Source organism: Cerasibacillus terrae, from assembly GCF_008039555.1.
GTDB classification, from domain to species: Bacteria; Bacillota; Bacilli; order Bacillales; family Amphibacillaceae; genus Cerasibacillus; species Cerasibacillus terrae.
In genome coordinates this window covers 1-17,081 of record NZ_VDUW01000008.1, presented here as the reverse complement: position 1 = coordinate 17,081, position 17,081 = coordinate 1, and the positions used below count along the sequence as shown (strand labels likewise).

Genomic DNA, 17,081 nt, shown 5'->3' with positions numbered 1-17,081 from the left:
TGTTATATCTTTTTTAAACATAAGACATTTCCATGAAAGTACGTTAAAATAGACGAAAGGATTGTAAATAGTAATCAACTAATCTAACTTAGAAAAACTTAAGTCTACAAATAATTGATAGAAATCATATAAAATATAAAAAAGGATGAAGGGATATGGCACAAAAAATTCTAGTTGTTGATGATGAACAGCCAATAGCTGATATATTAAAATTTAATTTAGAAAAAGAAGGTTATGATGTAATCTGTGCATACGATGGCGAGGAAGCGATTGAATTAGCAGAAAAGGAAAAGCCGGATTTAATTTTACTTGATATCATGCTTCCGAAAAAAGATGGAAATGAAGTGTGTCGAGAAGTTCGTAAAAAGCAATCCATGCCAATTATTATGTTAACAGCAAAAGATGCAGAAATTGATAAAGTATTAGGATTGGAACTTGGGGCAGATGATTATGTTACAAAACCGTTTAGTAATCGTGAGTTAGTTGCACGGGTAAAAGCAAATCTACGTCGCCAAGATCATGTTCCAAGTGAAGAGGAACTAGAGAAAAAGGATATAGAAATAGGCGATTTAATTGTCCATATGGATTCATATACCGTAACAAATGAAGGCGAGGAAATTGAATTAACACACCGAGAATTTGAATTACTCCACTATCTAGCACGTAATGTTGGACAAGTGATGACAAGGGAACATTTACTAGAGACAGTATGGGGATATGATTATTTGGGTGATGTGCGTACCGTGGATGTAACGGTAAGAAGACTACGGGAGAAAATAGAAGATAATCCAAGTAATCCAACATGGATCATAACACGCCGTGGGGTTGGGTACTATATGAAAAATCCAGAGTAGGAGTAGGTACTTATGCATAAAGTAGGTTTTTTTCGCTCAATCCAATCAAAATTCACTGTTATTTATATCTTACTTTTACTTGTAGCGGTTCAAGTGATTGGAGCTTATTTTGCTAGCCAATTGGAGACAGAGCTAACAACCAACTTTAAATCTAGTGTAAATGATCGAATAGAGTTATTAAGCTATAATTTAGAACAAGCATTTAAAAAGGATCGCTCCAACGATGAACCAACATTACAACAAGAAATCCAAACGATTGTATCAGATATCGATACAAAAGATATAATGACATTAGAAGTTGTTAATAATCAAAGACGTGTACTCGGATCAAATGATACGGTAAACAACTCAGAAATTATTGGGAAAAAATCAACAAGAGAAATTGTTCAAAAGGCAATTTATGGATCTAAACCAGAAGATACATTGTATGACCCCAAAACCGAAAGTCGTGTTTTTGTTAAAGCAGTTCCAATTTATGGGGAAGACAATCAAGTGGTAGGGGCTATCTATATAGAATCATCGATGGAGGGAGTTTATAGCCAGTTACAAAACATCAATGAGATCTTTTTTAAAGGATCAGTCTTAGCAATAGCAGTATCTGCCTTCTTAGGGATTTTAGTAGCACGAACCATTACAAAGCCAATCAAAGAAATGCGTAGACAAGCACAAACTATCGCTAGAGGAGATTTCACACAGAAGGTAAATGTTTATGGAACAGACGAAATTGGCCAACTAGCTGTCTCATTTAACAATATGACAGACCAATTACGATTTTCCTATGCAACGGTTGAGAAGGAACAGCGAAAGATGAGTCTCGTATTATCTAATATGACAGATGGTGTTATTGCAACGAATGAAAATGGTGTTATCACATTGATGAACAAAGCGGCTGGAATTCTAATCGGGAAAAGCCCAGAAGAATGTCATGGAAGGTCTTTATTGAATATCATTCAATTAGATGAATCTACTTTGGATATGACGGCATTAACAGAAAGTGACTCCATGATTATTGACTTTGGTAAGGATGAGATAGACTACCTCATCCGAGCAACTTTTTCTACTATCTTAGATGATAAAGATAATGTTACAGGATATATTACGGTGCTTAGTGATGTGACAGAAGAGGAGAATTTAGAACGAGAACGTCGCGAATTTGTTTCCAATGTCTCCCATGAATTAAGAACACCTTTAACAACGATGCGCAGTTATTTAGAAGCATTGGGTGATGGAGCTTGGAAAGATGAAAATATTGCTCCAAGATTTTTAGATGTCACGCAAAATGAAACAGAACGCATGATTCGAATGGTCAATGATTTACTACAATTATCTAAAATGGATCATAAAGATTTTCGTTTGGAAAGAGAACGAACAAACTTTACAAATTATTTCCATTATGTTATTGACCGTTTTGAAATGAATACCCCTGAACATATTACTCTTGTTCGTAAAATTCCAAACGGGAAATTCTTTGTCTGGATCGATCGCGACAGAATGATGCAAGTTTTGGATAATTTAATCTCCAATGCGATTAAGTATTCTCCAGAAGGTGGCGTGGTCACCTTGAAAGTTGTGAAACAAAAACAAGGATTATTGGTTAGCATTTCGGACCAAGGTGTTGGTATTGCTTACGAGAAAATTGATAAGATATTTGAACGATTTTACCGAGCAGACCAAGCAAGAAGCCGTAAGTTAGGTGGAAGTGGGTTAGGTCTTGCCATTTCCAGGGAATTAATTGAAGCACACAAAGGTCGAATTTGGGCAAGGAGTAGTGAGGGGAAAGGAACAACCATTTACTTTACGCTTCCATTAATGCCATTGATGGGTCGGATGCGGAGGGTTCCATATGAAGATTGAAGTAATTAAAACATATGTGTTATTTATTTTAGTCGGCTTAAGTATTATATTGACATATAATATTTGGACATATCAACCAAACTTTGAACTTTATGATGATAAAGGTGAAACATATGTGCCTGAAGTCGATTTCTACCTTGATGGAAAAACAGTCACTGTAAATGATGTTGTTATCCCTACAAACATTTTGTTCCATGACGAAGGTAAGCATTATGGTTTTAGACAATCCGTTGATGAAATAAGACTGTTTAAAGATATGCAAACCTGGGTGCTTTATAATTTTAGTGCAGGCGAGTTTACAGGCCTTCCTAAGGGAAATCGACAAGTCGAAATTCGTTTTCCGACACCATTACCATTAGAAACGATGTCAGATTTCTTTAATTTTAATGAAAAGGTAAGAAATATACCGACATGGTCATTTGAACGTATTTTTATTACCTTTGAAAAGGACCAGTCTTCCATGCGTTTGCACTTTCCATCCATTGACGGAAAACAGCAAGCAGTGGCAACTATACAGCAACCAGAGAAAATTACTTTATTACAAAAATATATGAATAAAAAGGGAAATCTTCAAGAATATATAACTTTTCAAGAGAATTCTGTCAGACCAATTTATTTATTAAAAGATCCTGTTCAGAAAGCGAGAAGATCATTAAGTGTTGATGTGGAAGAATTAAATCGGGCACCAAGTAAATTAATTAATGCACTATTTAGTGATCCATCCGTTGTGACAAGAAATTTTTCAAAAGGAAATATTGCTAATTATACGGATGGCCGTCGCCAAATGCAGGTTGGACAACACCGAATGAGCATGGAGTTTACGAATCCAAGTCAAGTAGATATGAAAGATTCTATGAAGCCAATAGAACTAATTGATAAAAGCATTGAAAATATAAATGAACATAAAGGTTGGACAGAAGAATTTCATTTGGAGTCATTGGACATGTCTGAACAAAAAGTTAAATTTCTAATGTATAATAATGGTGTTCCGATATTAGGCGGGAACGATTCCCAAATTATACAGGAGTGGTATAAGCAGATTTTATTTAAATATAAAAGACCATTATTTCAAATAAGTGACAAGATTGATGAAGAAATGATTGAACTGGAGTCAGGTCTTAGTGTTGTTAACTACTTAAATAATCAATCAAAATATGATTTAGACTATATAACAGATATTCGAGTTGGATATGATTTAGTTTACCGAGATATTTCTTCTTATATTATTTTATTAGAACCATCCTGGTTTATAAATTATAAAGATTCATGGGTAAAAATAGACATGAATGAAGAAGAAAAAGAGGTGAACTGAAGATGCAGTGGCGCCAAATAAAAACGTTATTTATCCTCTGCTTTTTGATATTGGATGTTTATCTTGTTTTTCAATTCTTAGAAAAGCAGCAAGCAACAGATATCGGTTTTCTAGAAGATAAAGATGTAACATTAGAACAACAATTAAAAGATGATGATATTACAATTGAAAATATGCCAGAACAGGAAGTAAAGGAATCCTTTATTAAAGTAAAACAAAAGGCATTTTCTAAAGAAGAAAGAAAAAGATTAGAAAAAATGCCGAATCAGGATGTAATGGTGACAAACGAGAATCATCTCGTTATTTCACAATTTAAAGAGCCTGTTCCACTTACGAATAAGACTACCGATGAACAGTTTCAAAAGGTAATTCAGGCGAATATGCTTCATGGAGAAGAATATCGATTTGGAGATTGGAATAAGGAGAAAAATGTCATTTATTTTTTTCAAGTAAAAAATGGTAGACCAATTTATTATAATTCGAGTGGAATTATTGTCGTATATTTAAATGAAAAAAATGAGATGGTTCTATACACACAGACATGCTTGGATGAGGCAATTATTAACAGTGAGAAAAAGTCACTCATTCATCCAGTGGAAGCGGTAGGAAGACTATACAATAGTCAACAAATCGTTCCAGGAGATACTGTAACAAAGATGTCAGTTGGGTATCATACGGTTGTCCCTCTAGAGGATGGTGTACAAGTTTTCCTTCCGACATGGAATATTTCTGTTAATAAAGAGCAAGATTTTTTCGTTAATGCAACAGAAGGTATTGTTTTTTCTAGTGATCATGAAGAGTTTTTGGCTACACATGTATCAAATGTATTAGAAAAAATAAAACATGATAAGGATATTTCTTGGAAAAAGAGCATTGTTGAGATGCTGGAAAATAAGATGATTTATTTAGATAATCGGAGTGAAACAGATTGAGTTTACGTTTTAGTGTATTAGCTTCTGGTAGTACGGGGAATGCATTTTATATTGAATCTGATCAGACGAGAATTTTAGTTGATGCAGGATTAAGTGGAAAAGAGATGGACCGGTTATTTGCTGAAGTAAATCGAGACCCCGGCAAAATATCGGCAATATTAGTTACCCATGAGCATAGTGACCATATTAAAGGCTTAGGAATCATGGCGCGAAAGTATAATTTGCCAATCTATGCGAATGAGAGAACGTGGAGAGCAATGGAACATTCTATTGGAAAGTTAACATTAGATCAGAAGTTTCATTTTAATCCTGATTCTGTTCAAACATTTGCTGATATCGATGTAGAATCCTTTAGTGTGTCCCATGATGCCGCAGAGCCGATGTTCTACACTTTTCATCAAGAAGAAAATAAAGTCGCTATTGTGACTGATTTAGGCTATGTGTCTGAGCGAATTAAAAAGACAGTTGAGGATGCAGATGCTTATGTTTTCGAAGCGAATCATGACGTAGAAATGCTTCGCATGTGTCGCTATCCATGGAGTGTGAAGCGAAGAATTCTCGGTGATTCAGGTCATATATCGAATGAAGACAGTGCCTTAGCTCTTGCTGATATTATATCGAATCGTACAAAAAGAATTTATCTTGGCCATTTAAGTAAAGAAAATAATATGAAGGACCTGGCCCGAATGACAGTGGGACAAATCCTTGAAGAACGTGGAATTGATATCGAACTATATGATACCGATCCAAAAAAGGCAACAGGCTTATATGAAGTAGGATGAGTTTTTCGTATGAAGATGAGTTACTTTGTCGATAATAAAGATATTCCCATTATTTTTATTAATCGAGGAGTGACAACTTGGGTTATTATGATAATCAACGCTCAACCAATCGGTATAAAAAACCGAAAAGGAATTGGTTCATACTAATCTTAGGAATAACAATTGGTGCTGTTCTTGTCTTTCTGATAAAACCTTATTTATTTGATCAAGCACAAAAGGATGGATTAAATCGAAATACGAATCAATCCCAATTATCTCCTTCTGTGAGGAATGTTAAGCTAAATATAACATCACAAATTACGAATATTGTGGAAGAGGTTGCCCCTACTGTTGTTGGTGTAACGAATTTACAATTGCAAAGCAATCGAACCTTATGGAACCCGGAGGAAGAAGCAAGTCAAGCTGGTACAGGGTCTGGTGTTATTTATAAAAATGAGGATAAATATAGCTATATTGTCACAAATCATCATGTGATTGAAGGTGCCGATGAAATAGAAATTATCCTATATGATGAGACGAGCATTCGTGCAGAATTATTAGGCAGTGATTTATTCTCTGATCTAGCCGTTTTACGTGTTGATAGTAAATCGATACCACATGTGATTGGCATTGGTTCATCAGAAACGGTGAAAGTAGGCGAACCAGTTATTGCAATCGGGAATCCTTTAGGGCATATGTTTGCAGGATCTGTCACACAGGGAATCATTAGTGGGAAGCAGCGAACGATTCCCCAAGATTTTAACCAGGATGGTCGTTCCGATTGGCAAGCAGAAGTACTTCAAACAGATGCAGCAATTAATCCAGGTAACAGTGGTGGTGCATTGATTAATATGGGTGGGCAATTAATTGGAATTAATTCCATGAAAATTAATGAATCTGCTGTTGAAGGAATGAGTTTTTCTATTCCAATTGATACAGCTCTTCCGATTATGGAAGAACTAGAAACAACAGGAACTGTCACACGCCCATATCTTGGAGTAGAAATTTATCCGTTAGAAGAGGTACCTAGAAGAGAATGGCGTGATACATTAAATCTTCCAAAGGATTTACCAGGTGGTGTCTATATTTGGAGTATCGAATCATTGTCACCAGCAGATAAAGCGGGTTTGGACCGTTTGGATGTGATTACCCATCTAGATGGTAAAGAAGTAAAAGATATGATAGATTTACGTAAAATACTGTATCAGGAAAAAAAGGTTGGCGATGATTTGTTAATTACTTATTACCGAAATGGTAAACATCAAGAAGTAAAAGTAAAACTTGGCAAACAGGAATAAATTTTTAAAAAAGGCTATCTCTCGTTGGCAGAGATAGCTTGTTTATCATAATAATCAACATGTGTATAAGAAATAAATATTAACTGAGACAAAGATATCCACAAATTTCGAACCTTTATCCACATAATGTGAATAAGAAAATGAAAAAAACTATATTTTGTGGTGAACATAAGTTCTAATACTATATAGATAAGAACAAATGTGCATATGTGGATATCTTTGTGGATAAACAACTTTATATGTTTTAAATGGTGGACAGAAGGAAGTGAAGAAATGATTAGGCGATTTTTCTCTTATTATAAACCTCATAAGCGTTTATTTATCATTGATTTTACATGTGCTGTATTTGTCGCTCTACTGGAACTTGTTTTTCCAGTTGCAGTACAGAAATTTATTGATGATTTATTACCTCGAGGTGACTGGAATTTAATCATTGTAGTTGGGATATTGCTTTTATTCATATACTTATTAAGTACGGCAGCACAGTATGTTGTAACATATTGGGGACATAAACTTGGTTTAAATATAGAAACAGATCTCAGGCAAGAATTATTTGATCATGTGCAAAAGCAAAATTTCCGATTTTTTGATAACACAAAAACCGGAAATATTATGAGCCGAATTACAAATGATTTATTTGAAATCGGTGAACTTGCCCATCACGGACCAGAGGATTTCTTTATTGCTGCGATGACATTTTTGGGTGCATTCATTATTATGTTTACGATTAATTTCCAACTAGCTGTTATTCTATTAATTATAGTACCGATTCTGATTTTCTTGATGGCTTATAGTAATATAAAAATGAATAAAGCATGGCAAGAAATGTATAAAGAAATAGCAGATATTAACTCCCAAGTAGAGGATGCTGTCTCAGGCGCAAGAGTAGTCCAAGCATTTACAAATGAACCTTTTGAAAGAGAGAAATTTAAAAAAGGCAATCAACGTTTTCTCACTGCCAAAATGGGTGCATACCGTGTGATGGCTTTTGTAAATTCGAGTATCTATATGATGATGCGTGTCATGGTGTTAGTGGTGCTAATTTATGGTGCGTGGCTTGTATTCCAGAATCAATTAACCTATGGTGAACTTGTCAGTTTCGTTCTATTTACGAATGTATTATTTAAACCAATCCAAAAAATAACCGCCCTTCTAGAATTATATCCAAAAGGAATGGCAGGTTTTAAACGTTTCACAGAAATGCTTGATATTTCACCAGATGTTGTGGATAAAAAAGACGCCAAACATGTGGAATCATTAAAGGGATTTATTTCTTTCCATAAAGTCACCTTTGGTTATGAAAAAACACAGGGGCCAATTTTGAAATCGATGAGTTTTAATTTAAAGGCCGGAGAAACCGTTGCATTAGTAGGACCATCTGGCGCAGGAAAAACGACCATATCCTCTTTAATACCAAGATTTTATGATGTAGATAGTGGTCAAATAACTATTGATGGTGTAGATGTCCGCGATATGACTAAAAAATCCCTCCGTAGCCAAATCGGAATTGTACAACAAGATGTCTTTTTATTTACAGGGACGCTTCGTGAAAATATTGCCTATGGAAATTTACATGCAACAGATAGAGAAATAGAAGAAGCAGCACGTCGAGCACATCTGGAAGAATTTATTCAGAAACTACCAGATGGCTATGAAACACAAGTAGGTGAACGTGGATTGAAATTATCTGGTGGTCAAAAACAACGAATTGCTATCGCCAGGATGTTTTTAAAGAATCCACCAATCTTAATTTTAGATGAAGCAACATCTGCTTTAGATACAGAAACAGAAAGAATCATTCAACAAGCATTAGAAGAATTGTCGAAAGACCGTACAACCATTGTCATCGCTCACCGCTTAGCAACCATTCGAAATGCAGATCGAATTATGGTTATTACGGAAAATGGAATCGAAGAAGAAGGAAAACATGATGATTTAGTAAAACGAAATGGTCTATTCGCCCAATTACATCATGTACAAATGAATTAGAAAAAGGGATTTCCTATGGATTAGGAAATCCCTTTTGTTATATGGCTGAAAAAAATGTCGATATTTCCCTGGAAATTTTCCTGAATGAAATAACGTATTCCAGATAAGTTAATGGTAGAATAAATTTCATTTCCCTCCACTTTTAGCTACATAATAAACGTGTCATGATAAAGTATCGGGTTTTCATTTGATGTTATTTGAAATGTAATGGTTCCTTCGGTGAAGTGTTTATTACGGATGGTTGTTTGTTCGGGTTCAAAGATAAAGGACCATGGTTTTACTGTGCGAGGTTTAAGAACAATATGTGGAGTGAATTCCCCATTAATAAATACCCCCTTTTCCCTATTGGTAATGTCTATTTTGACCTGATTTAATGGTAGAGATTGTTTTAAATAATTGCATAGTAATAAGGACAGGACAAAACCACCATTTTTCTTCTGATTTGTATGAAAACAAATAATATGAAATAAATCGATTGAATGATCTAAAGTAGAAACTTTTCCTTGTAATTGTTGTTTTTGTGTTCCTGATAATGTCTTTTCCCATGCAGGATCTAAATCTAATTTTAATTGCGTTTCCAAGAGTATTCTCCCTTCTTATTTTGTATTAAATTCCCCACTCATTTGCTAACATTCCATACACCACATGATCCACATAATGGTCATACAGCCACTCTGTTTGCCTTAGTATTCCCTCCTGATTAAAGCCAAGTCTCTCTGGAATGGCACGACTTTTCTTATTGTCAACAGCCGCACGAATATCAATTCGATTTAAATCTAGTATTTCAAATCCATAATTTATTAAAGCTCTAGCTGCTCTTGTCATAATCCCCTTCCCTTGAGCATCTTTAGATAACCAATATCCGATATACCCGATTTTATTTCTCCAATCAAATTCATTGAATCCAATTACACCAACCAAACTTTCTTGGTAAAAAATTCCGGAAGTAAGACCAACACGATCTGCATGAGTTTGAAAGGCGTTTTCAATAAATTGCTTAGAGTGCTCCACTGTCGTTGTACTATTCACCCAGGGCAACCATTCTTGTAAATAGTCTCGATTATGTTCAATTAAAGAAAACAACTTTTCCGCATTACTTGTATTCATCATTTTTAATGTTAGCTCCTCATCCACCTCATAAACAAACATCCGATACCCCCTATTCTATATGATTATATTTATATATCTTACCATATTTTTAAGGAATTGGATGGAAAATATTCCAATTGTAGGAATATATGCTATAGTAAAATAAAATATCAATTAAAATATTAAAGGTATGAAAATATATTTAACCGTTATGATGGATAGTTAGGAAGGAAGTGTATCCGTGTTTGAACAAAAAAGTTATAAAAAATATGTACTTCTCTTCTTTACTTTTATTTTCATCATTTGCCTACAAGGAAATCATTTAGAACAAGTAAAGGGAAGCGAAGATATCGATATAAAGAAAAATATAGGAGAAAAGGTAGAACAAATTGGAAAAGGAAATGGTTATATAAGGAAATTAAGTCTTCAAAAGCCTCCCCTAAGAGATAAAGCATTAAAGCAAAAACTTGATGACGTTTTAGCAGATGAGCGATTAGAAGGTGTCAGTATTGGTGTAAGTGTTCAAAAAGCACAGGATGCGGAGAAAATATATAATTATCATGGAAATCACCACCTCCATCCAGCTTCCAATATGAAACTATTAACCGGAGCAGCTGCATTAGATGTACTCGGACCTGACTATCAGTTCCCAACAGAGCTCGTAACAGATGGAAAGCTAAAGGGATCTGTTTTACAAGGAGATTTATTTTTAATTAGTAAAGGTAATCCGACATTATTAAAAAAGGACCTCGACCAATTTGCGAAAAAACTCAAAGAAAAAGGAATTCAGAAAATCAACGGAAATTTAATTGGTGATGATAGCTGGTATGATAATATTCGTTATTCTCAAGATTTAAATTGGTCTGATGAATATAACTACACAGGTGCTCCAGTATCTGCATTAACCCTATCACCGGATGAAGATTATGATACAAGTTCTGTCATTGTCGAAGTATTTCCAGGAGAAAAGCAAGATGCTCCCCCTACTGTAAAACTAACCCCAGAAACAAGCATCATGAAAATCACTAACAAAGCAAAAACAGTTGAGGCAAATACAAATCATTCGATAACCGTGGAGAGACAACATGGAGAAAACCATTTACTTATTGAAGGAGAAATCCCCCTTCAAGCAAAACAAACAAAGGTATGGCGTTCTGTGGAAGACCCAACCATTTACACATTAGATATTTTTAAACAATCCCTAGAAGAACACGGTATCCAAATTATTGGGAAATCAAAGATACAAAGAGGAAAAGCACCAAAAAAGACGACCCTTCTTACATCCAAACAATCAATACCATTAAAGGAAATCATGATTCCTTTCATGAAGCTGAGTAATAATGGTATCGGAGAAATGCTTGTGAAAGAAATGGGACAAGTCGCCCACGGAGAAGGAAGCTGGGAGAAAGGCCTAGAAGTCATGGAAGAAAAGGCAGTAGAATTTGGAATGGATGAAGATCATATTTTATTACGAGATGGAAGCGGAATGTCCCATAAAAATATTGTCACAGCTGATTCCCTAACACAACTACTTTACGAGGTGCAAGATGAAACATGGTTTCCGATATTTGAAAATGCCCAACCAATTGCAGGTGAACCTGAGCGAATGGTTGGTGGCAGCCTCCGTTTTCGTATGACAGAAGAACCAGTGAAAGGAAATGTGAAGGCCAAGACGGGTTCCCTCACAGGGGTAAACACCCTTTCTGGTTATGTAACATCACGTGATGGCGAAAAAATGATATTTTCTATTTTATTTAATAACCAAATCGGGAGTACGTTGACAGATATACAAGATGAAATTGTGACTATTTTGGCAGAGCATGAATTTAAATAGAGTAAAGACAAGCTGAGTAAATAAAAAGGATGACAGTTTCTTTTTAATGTTTGATAATGCTTAGAAATCCGATGCATATTTGCTACACTATATAAAAACAAGCTAATAAAGAAGGAAGAAAATATATGAATATCACTATTATTTCTGTAGGGAAATTAAAAGAAAAATATTTAAAACAAGGAATCAATGAATATTTAAAACGATTAAGCACCTATGCAAAAGTAAAAATTGTGGAAGTAGCCGATGAAAAAGCACCAGAAACATTAAGTGAAAAAGAAGAAGAGGAAGTAAAACAAAAGGAAGGCGAACGTATCCTTGGAAAGATAAGCCCTGATACATATGTAATCACACTTGATCTGCAAGGAAAAATGATTACATCCGAACAATTAGCTGGAAAACTAGACGAACTAGCTACATATGGGAAAAGCAAAGTCGCCTTTGTTATTGGCGGATCACTTGGCTTAAGTGAAGCCGTTCGGAAACGAAGTAATTATGCCCTGTCGTTTTCTAAGATGACCTTTCCTCATCAATTGATGCGACTTATACTGTTGGAGCAAGTGTATCGAGGATTTCGGATTATGCGGGGAGAACCGTATCACAAATAGTGGTAAAACAGAAAAAAACATTCACAGTACATATGAAAGTATTAGATAGACTGATTGATAAGTCTAATATAAGGATATAAGTGTGCATAATTTAAGTATGGTACAATAATTGCTAAATGATGTTTATTCGACAAAATCGGGCGCTTGTTGAAGAAGAGTGATAAAATGATGTGGAAAGGCAAAGAAAGAATACAAGGTGGGATATTAAGCAAATGTTTAAGAATCTAATTTACTTTGATTCACAAAAAGTTGCGGGATATAGTGCTTTATTAAAAGGTGAAAGACAAGTTGATATTAGGAAATTTAGGAAGAATACCTCTAAATCTGTTCGAGGGGGTCTCACTATTGCATCAGGAAACTATGATAATGTTGATGAAGTTGAGGGAGAAATTGTAGATAATCCAATTTTGGATTGTAATGAATTTGAAGAGCTACTTGAAAAAAATAGTAAAGATAATTATTTTGATATGATAAAAAATCAAGAATTTGATATTGAAACTGTTCCTAAAACAGCAATTATACGTTTTGAAGGTGTATTTAATATTCCAGAGCAATTCGATATGATGGATTTAATTAACGATTTTAGACCTATGTTAACTGCACAAATGGATCTAGAAAATGAAGGTGAGGAAGAAATATTTAATAAAATCTTTGGGAAGGAAAGTACAAAGATTCCTATGTTTTTTGATTGCGATAGCTTTGATAGTAGAATTGGTTTTTCTAAGTTAAATTCAAATAATTTAAAATATCAATTGGCAGAGTTAGAGGACTTTGAAGATGAAGAAGTGACCATAATTGCTAAAGTATTGACTCGTAAAGAGGTCAAAAATACTCCTATAATTGTATTTGATGTAATGAAGGATTTATTTTCATTAAATAGAGCTATGAGGAGACAAATGGAAGACCAAGAGATTGAGGGTATTGAAAATATCAAAAGTGAAGAGGATGTAGTTACTTTAGAAGTCTTAGCAATTTATCAGTAAGTAATATAATAAATTTCATTCATAATCGGAGCGCGATTGTGGAATAGTTACAAGGGACTGGAAATAACTAGCCGAAAGATTTTAAAATGGCTCCCATCATCGTTCTTTGATGATTGGAGCCATTTTGATTTGGATTATTTCCATTATCTATTGTTGGATTTATATTTTTAGCAGCATACTTTCTTAAGTTTACCGCCATGTATCACCATCGCACTTGAAAATTGAACCACTTCGGTAGAAAATATCCTTAGCAATTTTTGACGTTTCATATCTTCCTCCAATTTGTTTGATCCGTGCCATTTATCCCATTATATTCAATCGCTAACTTGTTGGGAATAAACTGAACAAAAAAGTTCTGTAGAAAAGACCAAACGCGGGACTTCTCCCCCATGTCCCTAATATTTTCTATATCGATGGATAAAACCTGAATCTAAATAGTATACATAAAAATCCTCTAAATCATTGATTGATTTATCTACGTCTACTTTGTTCCTCATGATAAGCATTTCTTTATTCAAAGAATACAATAATATAAGGTTTTTTAAAGTTTCATTCAGCTTATTGTCAATAATCCTTATTTCATAGTGGTTCTTGTTTTTAACTACTTTACTCAAACTAGAATTTAGGAGAAGTATAGAGAGCATATACATTAATGCAATGATGGCCACTATAATTGCCTTTTCTTCAACAGCTTCCTGATCACTTATGAGAATGAATAACATAGCGTTTATACAAAGTATAGATAAAAATTGAATGATAAAGTTCACTTTGTAATATTTTGAGACGCGTTGTTTATTTCTTATTATTCCAGATTGATTAACATTTAAACTAATGGATGATATGAGAAGCGTAATAATATACACTAAAAATATAAAGGGAAGAATAATTAAGAGAACATTAGTGATAAAATCATTGACATTCTCTTTAAACAATGAATTTGCTGACATAGATATTATAATTGCTAAACTTAGTGAGATAATAAGTATTATCGCAAGCTCATTCATTTTATTTTTGTACTTGTCTTCTAAAACGATTTCAATATGGTTCCGAGACATGACTTTGACAATTAAATATACAATTGGGGGTGTGGAAAGTAAAAAAGATACTATCGGTACTAAATTATTCAGTGTGAAATTCATTGTAACCTCCTGACATTACCCTTAATCAAACTAACTTCAAATTTAATTTCTACATAACTATAACACAACAAAAAACACGGTGACAGGCTCACTCTCCAGCAACCAAACAAGCTTCATGATAAATGTATTGAAAAAACAAACAGAGGGGATGGAATAGTGCATAGGGATGTAGATTGATTGGAGGGTAAATTACCCGTTGATAACATTCCACAAGTAGAGTACAAAACTGTAAAATAGGTCATGAAAAACTTTTCTATAAGTTATTAGGAAGCACTTACAAGAGAACAAAGGAAAGCCTTACTACATGCACTCATCCATAAAATAACCATTTCAGAAGATCGAGAGATAGATATAATCCAAATACAAATGAATCGTGAAGTAACACGTTACTTTAATCAAAAAGAGGAAGCAGACTCATCCACCCAAGATGAGCCTGCTTCCTTTTTTAATGTCCTGCTTGAACTGTAACCTTCTACCGAAACGTAGGAACTGGAATATAAATATATATTATTTCCTTGAAGGTGATTCACCTTCATTAACTACTATCTCAACTAGGGAGGAAATAATAATGAAAGACTATCAAGTAAGACAAGAACAATTGAAACTATTGCAGGAAAGAGGAGGAACCAAAGCATACACCAGCAAGATGAGTAAATGTCATCAACTTAAAGATGTTTAAGGAAGCAGTATGTTGTATAAGTATTGTGTCATTCGTAGTCCTGATGACAGTTATGAACTATTAAGAGACTTTCTAGGTGAGGTTAATCGTGAACATTTCATCGTGATTTTCTAGACACAAAGAATCAACCAACTACCACCAACAAATGTCGTGTGGGAAGTTTAACGCTTCAATTGTACATCCAAGAGAACAGCAATTCTATCCAATTCCGTTTTGATCATTGTAGGACACAATCACCGTGCGACACGTTCGTAACTGAAAAAGTTACGCACGAATCCGAACGTCAATTTGACAAGTAAGAGAATCGTGAACTCTTAACTCGATAGGTAGAATGATAGGGTAGCGTCTTGAAGTGCTTTCTCTGATACTCCGACATGCGTTATTCGAATATGTATAAAAATAGGGTGTGAAGCTCGATAAAGACAGCTGAAAGTTGTCGTAGTACTATGTATGTTGTAACCGAAATCTAGCCGGAGGTGGCTGGAAGAACGGTTAAGTCTACCTATTTCTGAAGAGAAATCTCAAATTACAAATCTGAAAAAGAAAAGTAGCGAGTTTCTTGGCTTTGAACTGAAAATGGTACGAAAAGGATATGACCGTTTTAGACGCAGAAAATATGTTTGTCAATCACATATAACGGAAAAAGAACGAAAGAGGATTAAGGAGCAACTCAAAAAACAAATCAAGCTCATGCAAAAAGTTCCTGACAGAAATGAATTGATCAAGAACGTTCGAATTTATAACAGTATGGTTATTGGCATTCATAATTACTATCAAATTGCAACACAAGTAAACGATAGTCTGATGCCGATGCAGTACCAGCTAACACAAGTAGAGCGTCATCGGTTAAAACAATTTTCGTTAAAGAAAACAACTACCTATCCAACTAATGACAAAGGTATTAAATCTTATTCCTGTTATGGTACGAAGCAGAAAACAAAGGTGAAGAGATTCGAGCCTTCTCTTTACCTTCTTGGGCTTGTATCTATCATTTCAATCATGCAAATGATGCAAGAATGCTACAAAACTATGTAAATGACATTGAGTACGTCGATACAGAACGAATAGATGGAGTGAAGTATTTTCGCATTGTAATCATGCAAGATTATCAAATGTTCATTATTTACTTTCTTGAAGGCACACTGCCCTACAAAACAGAAAAATGGTTAGAAAATTAGGAGACTAAATATGTTTTCAAACAAAAAGAAAAGATACATGACAAGAATGATTGGCGAAGTCATTCACGTAGAAATACAAAAGGTGGGATTTAATTAATAAACAAAGCAAGAACGATTTAGAGCTCGATTACTTACAAGTATTTGAATTAAAAGCAATGCCACGGGAAGCAGCACATCGTTCATCGCCAGGAAGTACCTGAAAGAAGAATGAGATGGATCTTTCAGCTAAAGCATACGACACCTATTAATCGAATAATCTGGTGCATGGACAGCGATGAATACCAAATGATGTTGTTTCCTAGTGATTACTGAGAGGTGATTTTGGATGAATAAAAAAGAAGTCATTAAAGAAGTTTTCATTGAACTCCTTGGCTCACTCCTAACTGTATTAACTAGAGAAAGTTGATTTTATTCAAAGCTTTTTAGGCAAGTTAAAGAACAAAAGATGAGGCTGGGACAAAACTAGCTCAAAATAGTATAAAAAATGGTTCCAAGCATTAAAAATTGCTCGGAACCATTTTTTTGTATGGTTATTTCCATCATCTATCATGGATTTGTTCTTTATGGCGGTAAC

15 protein-coding genes and 1 pseudogene are annotated in these 17,081 nt (G+C 34.4%); 12 read left to right on the top strand and 4 right to left on the bottom strand.

Features of this window, described 5'->3' with window-relative positions; genetic code table 11:
* The first annotated feature begins 155 nt into the window (after positions 1-155).
* The 7 genes from yycF (at position 156) to FHP05_RS11155 (ending at position 9,000) form a co-directional block, all read left to right on the top strand.
* Positions 156-854, top strand: coding sequence for a response regulator YycF (yycF, locus tag FHP05_RS11185; RefSeq protein WP_147668274.1), 699 nt, complete (start codon positions 156-158; stop codon positions 852-854).
* 12 nt (positions 855-866) lie between these two features.
* Positions 867-2,708, top strand: coding sequence for a cell wall metabolism sensor histidine kinase WalK (gene walK / locus FHP05_RS11180; RefSeq protein WP_147668272.1), 1,842 nt, complete (start codon positions 867-869; stop codon positions 2,706-2,708).
* On the top strand, positions 2,698-4,020 hold the full coding sequence (locus FHP05_RS11175) for a YycH family regulatory protein (RefSeq protein WP_147668270.1): 1,323 nt from the start codon (positions 2,698-2,700) through the stop codon (positions 4,018-4,020). Before walK ends, FHP05_RS11175 begins: the two co-directional genes overlap by 11 nt.
* A gap of 2 nt (positions 4,021-4,022) precedes the next feature.
* Positions 4,023-4,952, top strand: coding sequence for a two-component system regulatory protein YycI (locus FHP05_RS11170; protein WP_147668268.1), 930 nt, complete (start codon positions 4,023-4,025; stop codon positions 4,950-4,952).
* Positions 4,949-5,734 (top strand): MBL fold metallo-hydrolase, encoded by a 786-nt coding sequence (locus FHP05_RS11165; RefSeq protein ID WP_147668266.1) that lies wholly within the window; start codon positions 4,949-4,951, stop codon positions 5,732-5,734. Before FHP05_RS11170 ends, FHP05_RS11165 begins: the two co-directional genes overlap by 4 nt.
* 77 nt (positions 5,735-5,811) lie before the next feature.
* Positions 5,812-7,011: a S1C family serine protease gene (locus FHP05_RS11160; protein WP_147668264.1), complete on the top strand. Its 1,200-nt coding sequence runs from the start codon at positions 5,812-5,814 to the stop codon at positions 7,009-7,011.
* A gap of 273 nt (positions 7,012-7,284) precedes the next feature.
* On the top strand, positions 7,285-9,000 hold the full coding sequence (locus FHP05_RS11155) for an ABC transporter ATP-binding protein (RefSeq protein ID WP_147668262.1): 1,716 nt from the start codon (positions 7,285-7,287) through the stop codon (positions 8,998-9,000).
* A gap of 146 nt (positions 9,001-9,146) precedes the next feature.
* Here the strand turns inward: FHP05_RS11155 and FHP05_RS11150 are convergent, their stop codons facing one another.
* Positions 9,147-9,581 carry an SLAP domain-containing protein gene (locus FHP05_RS11150; RefSeq protein WP_191126335.1) on the bottom strand — a complete coding sequence of 145 codons (435 nt, stop codon included), beginning with the start codon at positions 9,579-9,581 and terminating at the stop codon, positions 9,147-9,149.
* A 25-nt stretch (positions 9,582-9,606) separates the two neighbouring features.
* Entirely contained in the window at positions 9,607-10,149 is a 543-nt protein-coding gene (locus FHP05_RS11145) for a GNAT family N-acetyltransferase (protein ID WP_147668258.1), read from the bottom strand.
* Positions 10,150-10,330: 181 nt separating this feature from the next.
* Between FHP05_RS11145 and dacB the strand changes: the two genes are divergently transcribed.
* The 3 genes from dacB to FHP05_RS11130 all read left to right on the top strand — a co-directional run bounded on the left by dacB (position 10,331) and on the right by FHP05_RS11130 (position 13,511).
* Complete coding sequence (gene dacB, locus FHP05_RS11140) at positions 10,331-11,923, top strand: D-alanyl-D-alanine carboxypeptidase/D-alanyl-D-alanine endopeptidase (RefSeq protein WP_147668256.1); 1,593 nt, start codon at positions 10,331-10,333, stop codon at positions 11,921-11,923.
* A gap of 125 nt (positions 11,924-12,048) precedes the next feature.
* Complete coding sequence (rlmH, locus tag FHP05_RS11135; RefSeq protein WP_147668255.1) at positions 12,049-12,528, top strand: 23S rRNA (pseudouridine(1915)-N(3))-methyltransferase RlmH; 480 nt, start codon at positions 12,049-12,051, stop codon at positions 12,526-12,528.
* A 170-nt stretch (positions 12,529-12,698) separates the two neighbouring features.
* Entirely contained in the window at positions 12,699-13,511 is an 813-nt protein-coding gene (locus FHP05_RS11130) for a hypothetical protein (protein ID WP_230973994.1), read from the top strand.
* Positions 13,512-13,578: 67 nt separating this feature from the next.
* Here the strand turns inward: FHP05_RS11130 and FHP05_RS15665 are convergent, their stop codons facing one another.
* Complete coding sequence (locus FHP05_RS15665; protein WP_269144282.1) at positions 13,579-13,710, bottom strand: hypothetical protein; 132 nt, start codon at positions 13,708-13,710, stop codon at positions 13,579-13,581.
* A 196-nt stretch (positions 13,711-13,906) separates the two neighbouring features.
* Positions 13,907-14,650 (bottom strand): hypothetical protein, encoded by a 744-nt coding sequence (locus FHP05_RS11125; protein ID WP_147668252.1) that lies wholly within the window; start codon positions 14,648-14,650, stop codon positions 13,907-13,909.
* 1,255 nt (positions 14,651-15,905) lie between these two features.
* On the opposite strand from FHP05_RS11125, the gene FHP05_RS11120 reads away from it, so the two are divergent.
* Together FHP05_RS11120 and FHP05_RS15770 are read left to right on the top strand one after the other, a co-directional pair.
* Complete coding sequence (locus tag FHP05_RS11120; RefSeq protein WP_230973993.1) at positions 15,906-16,364, top strand: hypothetical protein; 459 nt, start codon at positions 15,906-15,908, stop codon at positions 16,362-16,364.
* A gap of 314 nt (positions 16,365-16,678) precedes the next feature.
* Positions 16,679-16,819: pseudogene (locus tag FHP05_RS15770) on the top strand (DUF960 family protein); the annotation flags it as partial.
* Between the last annotated feature and the right edge of the window lie 262 nt (positions 16,820-17,081).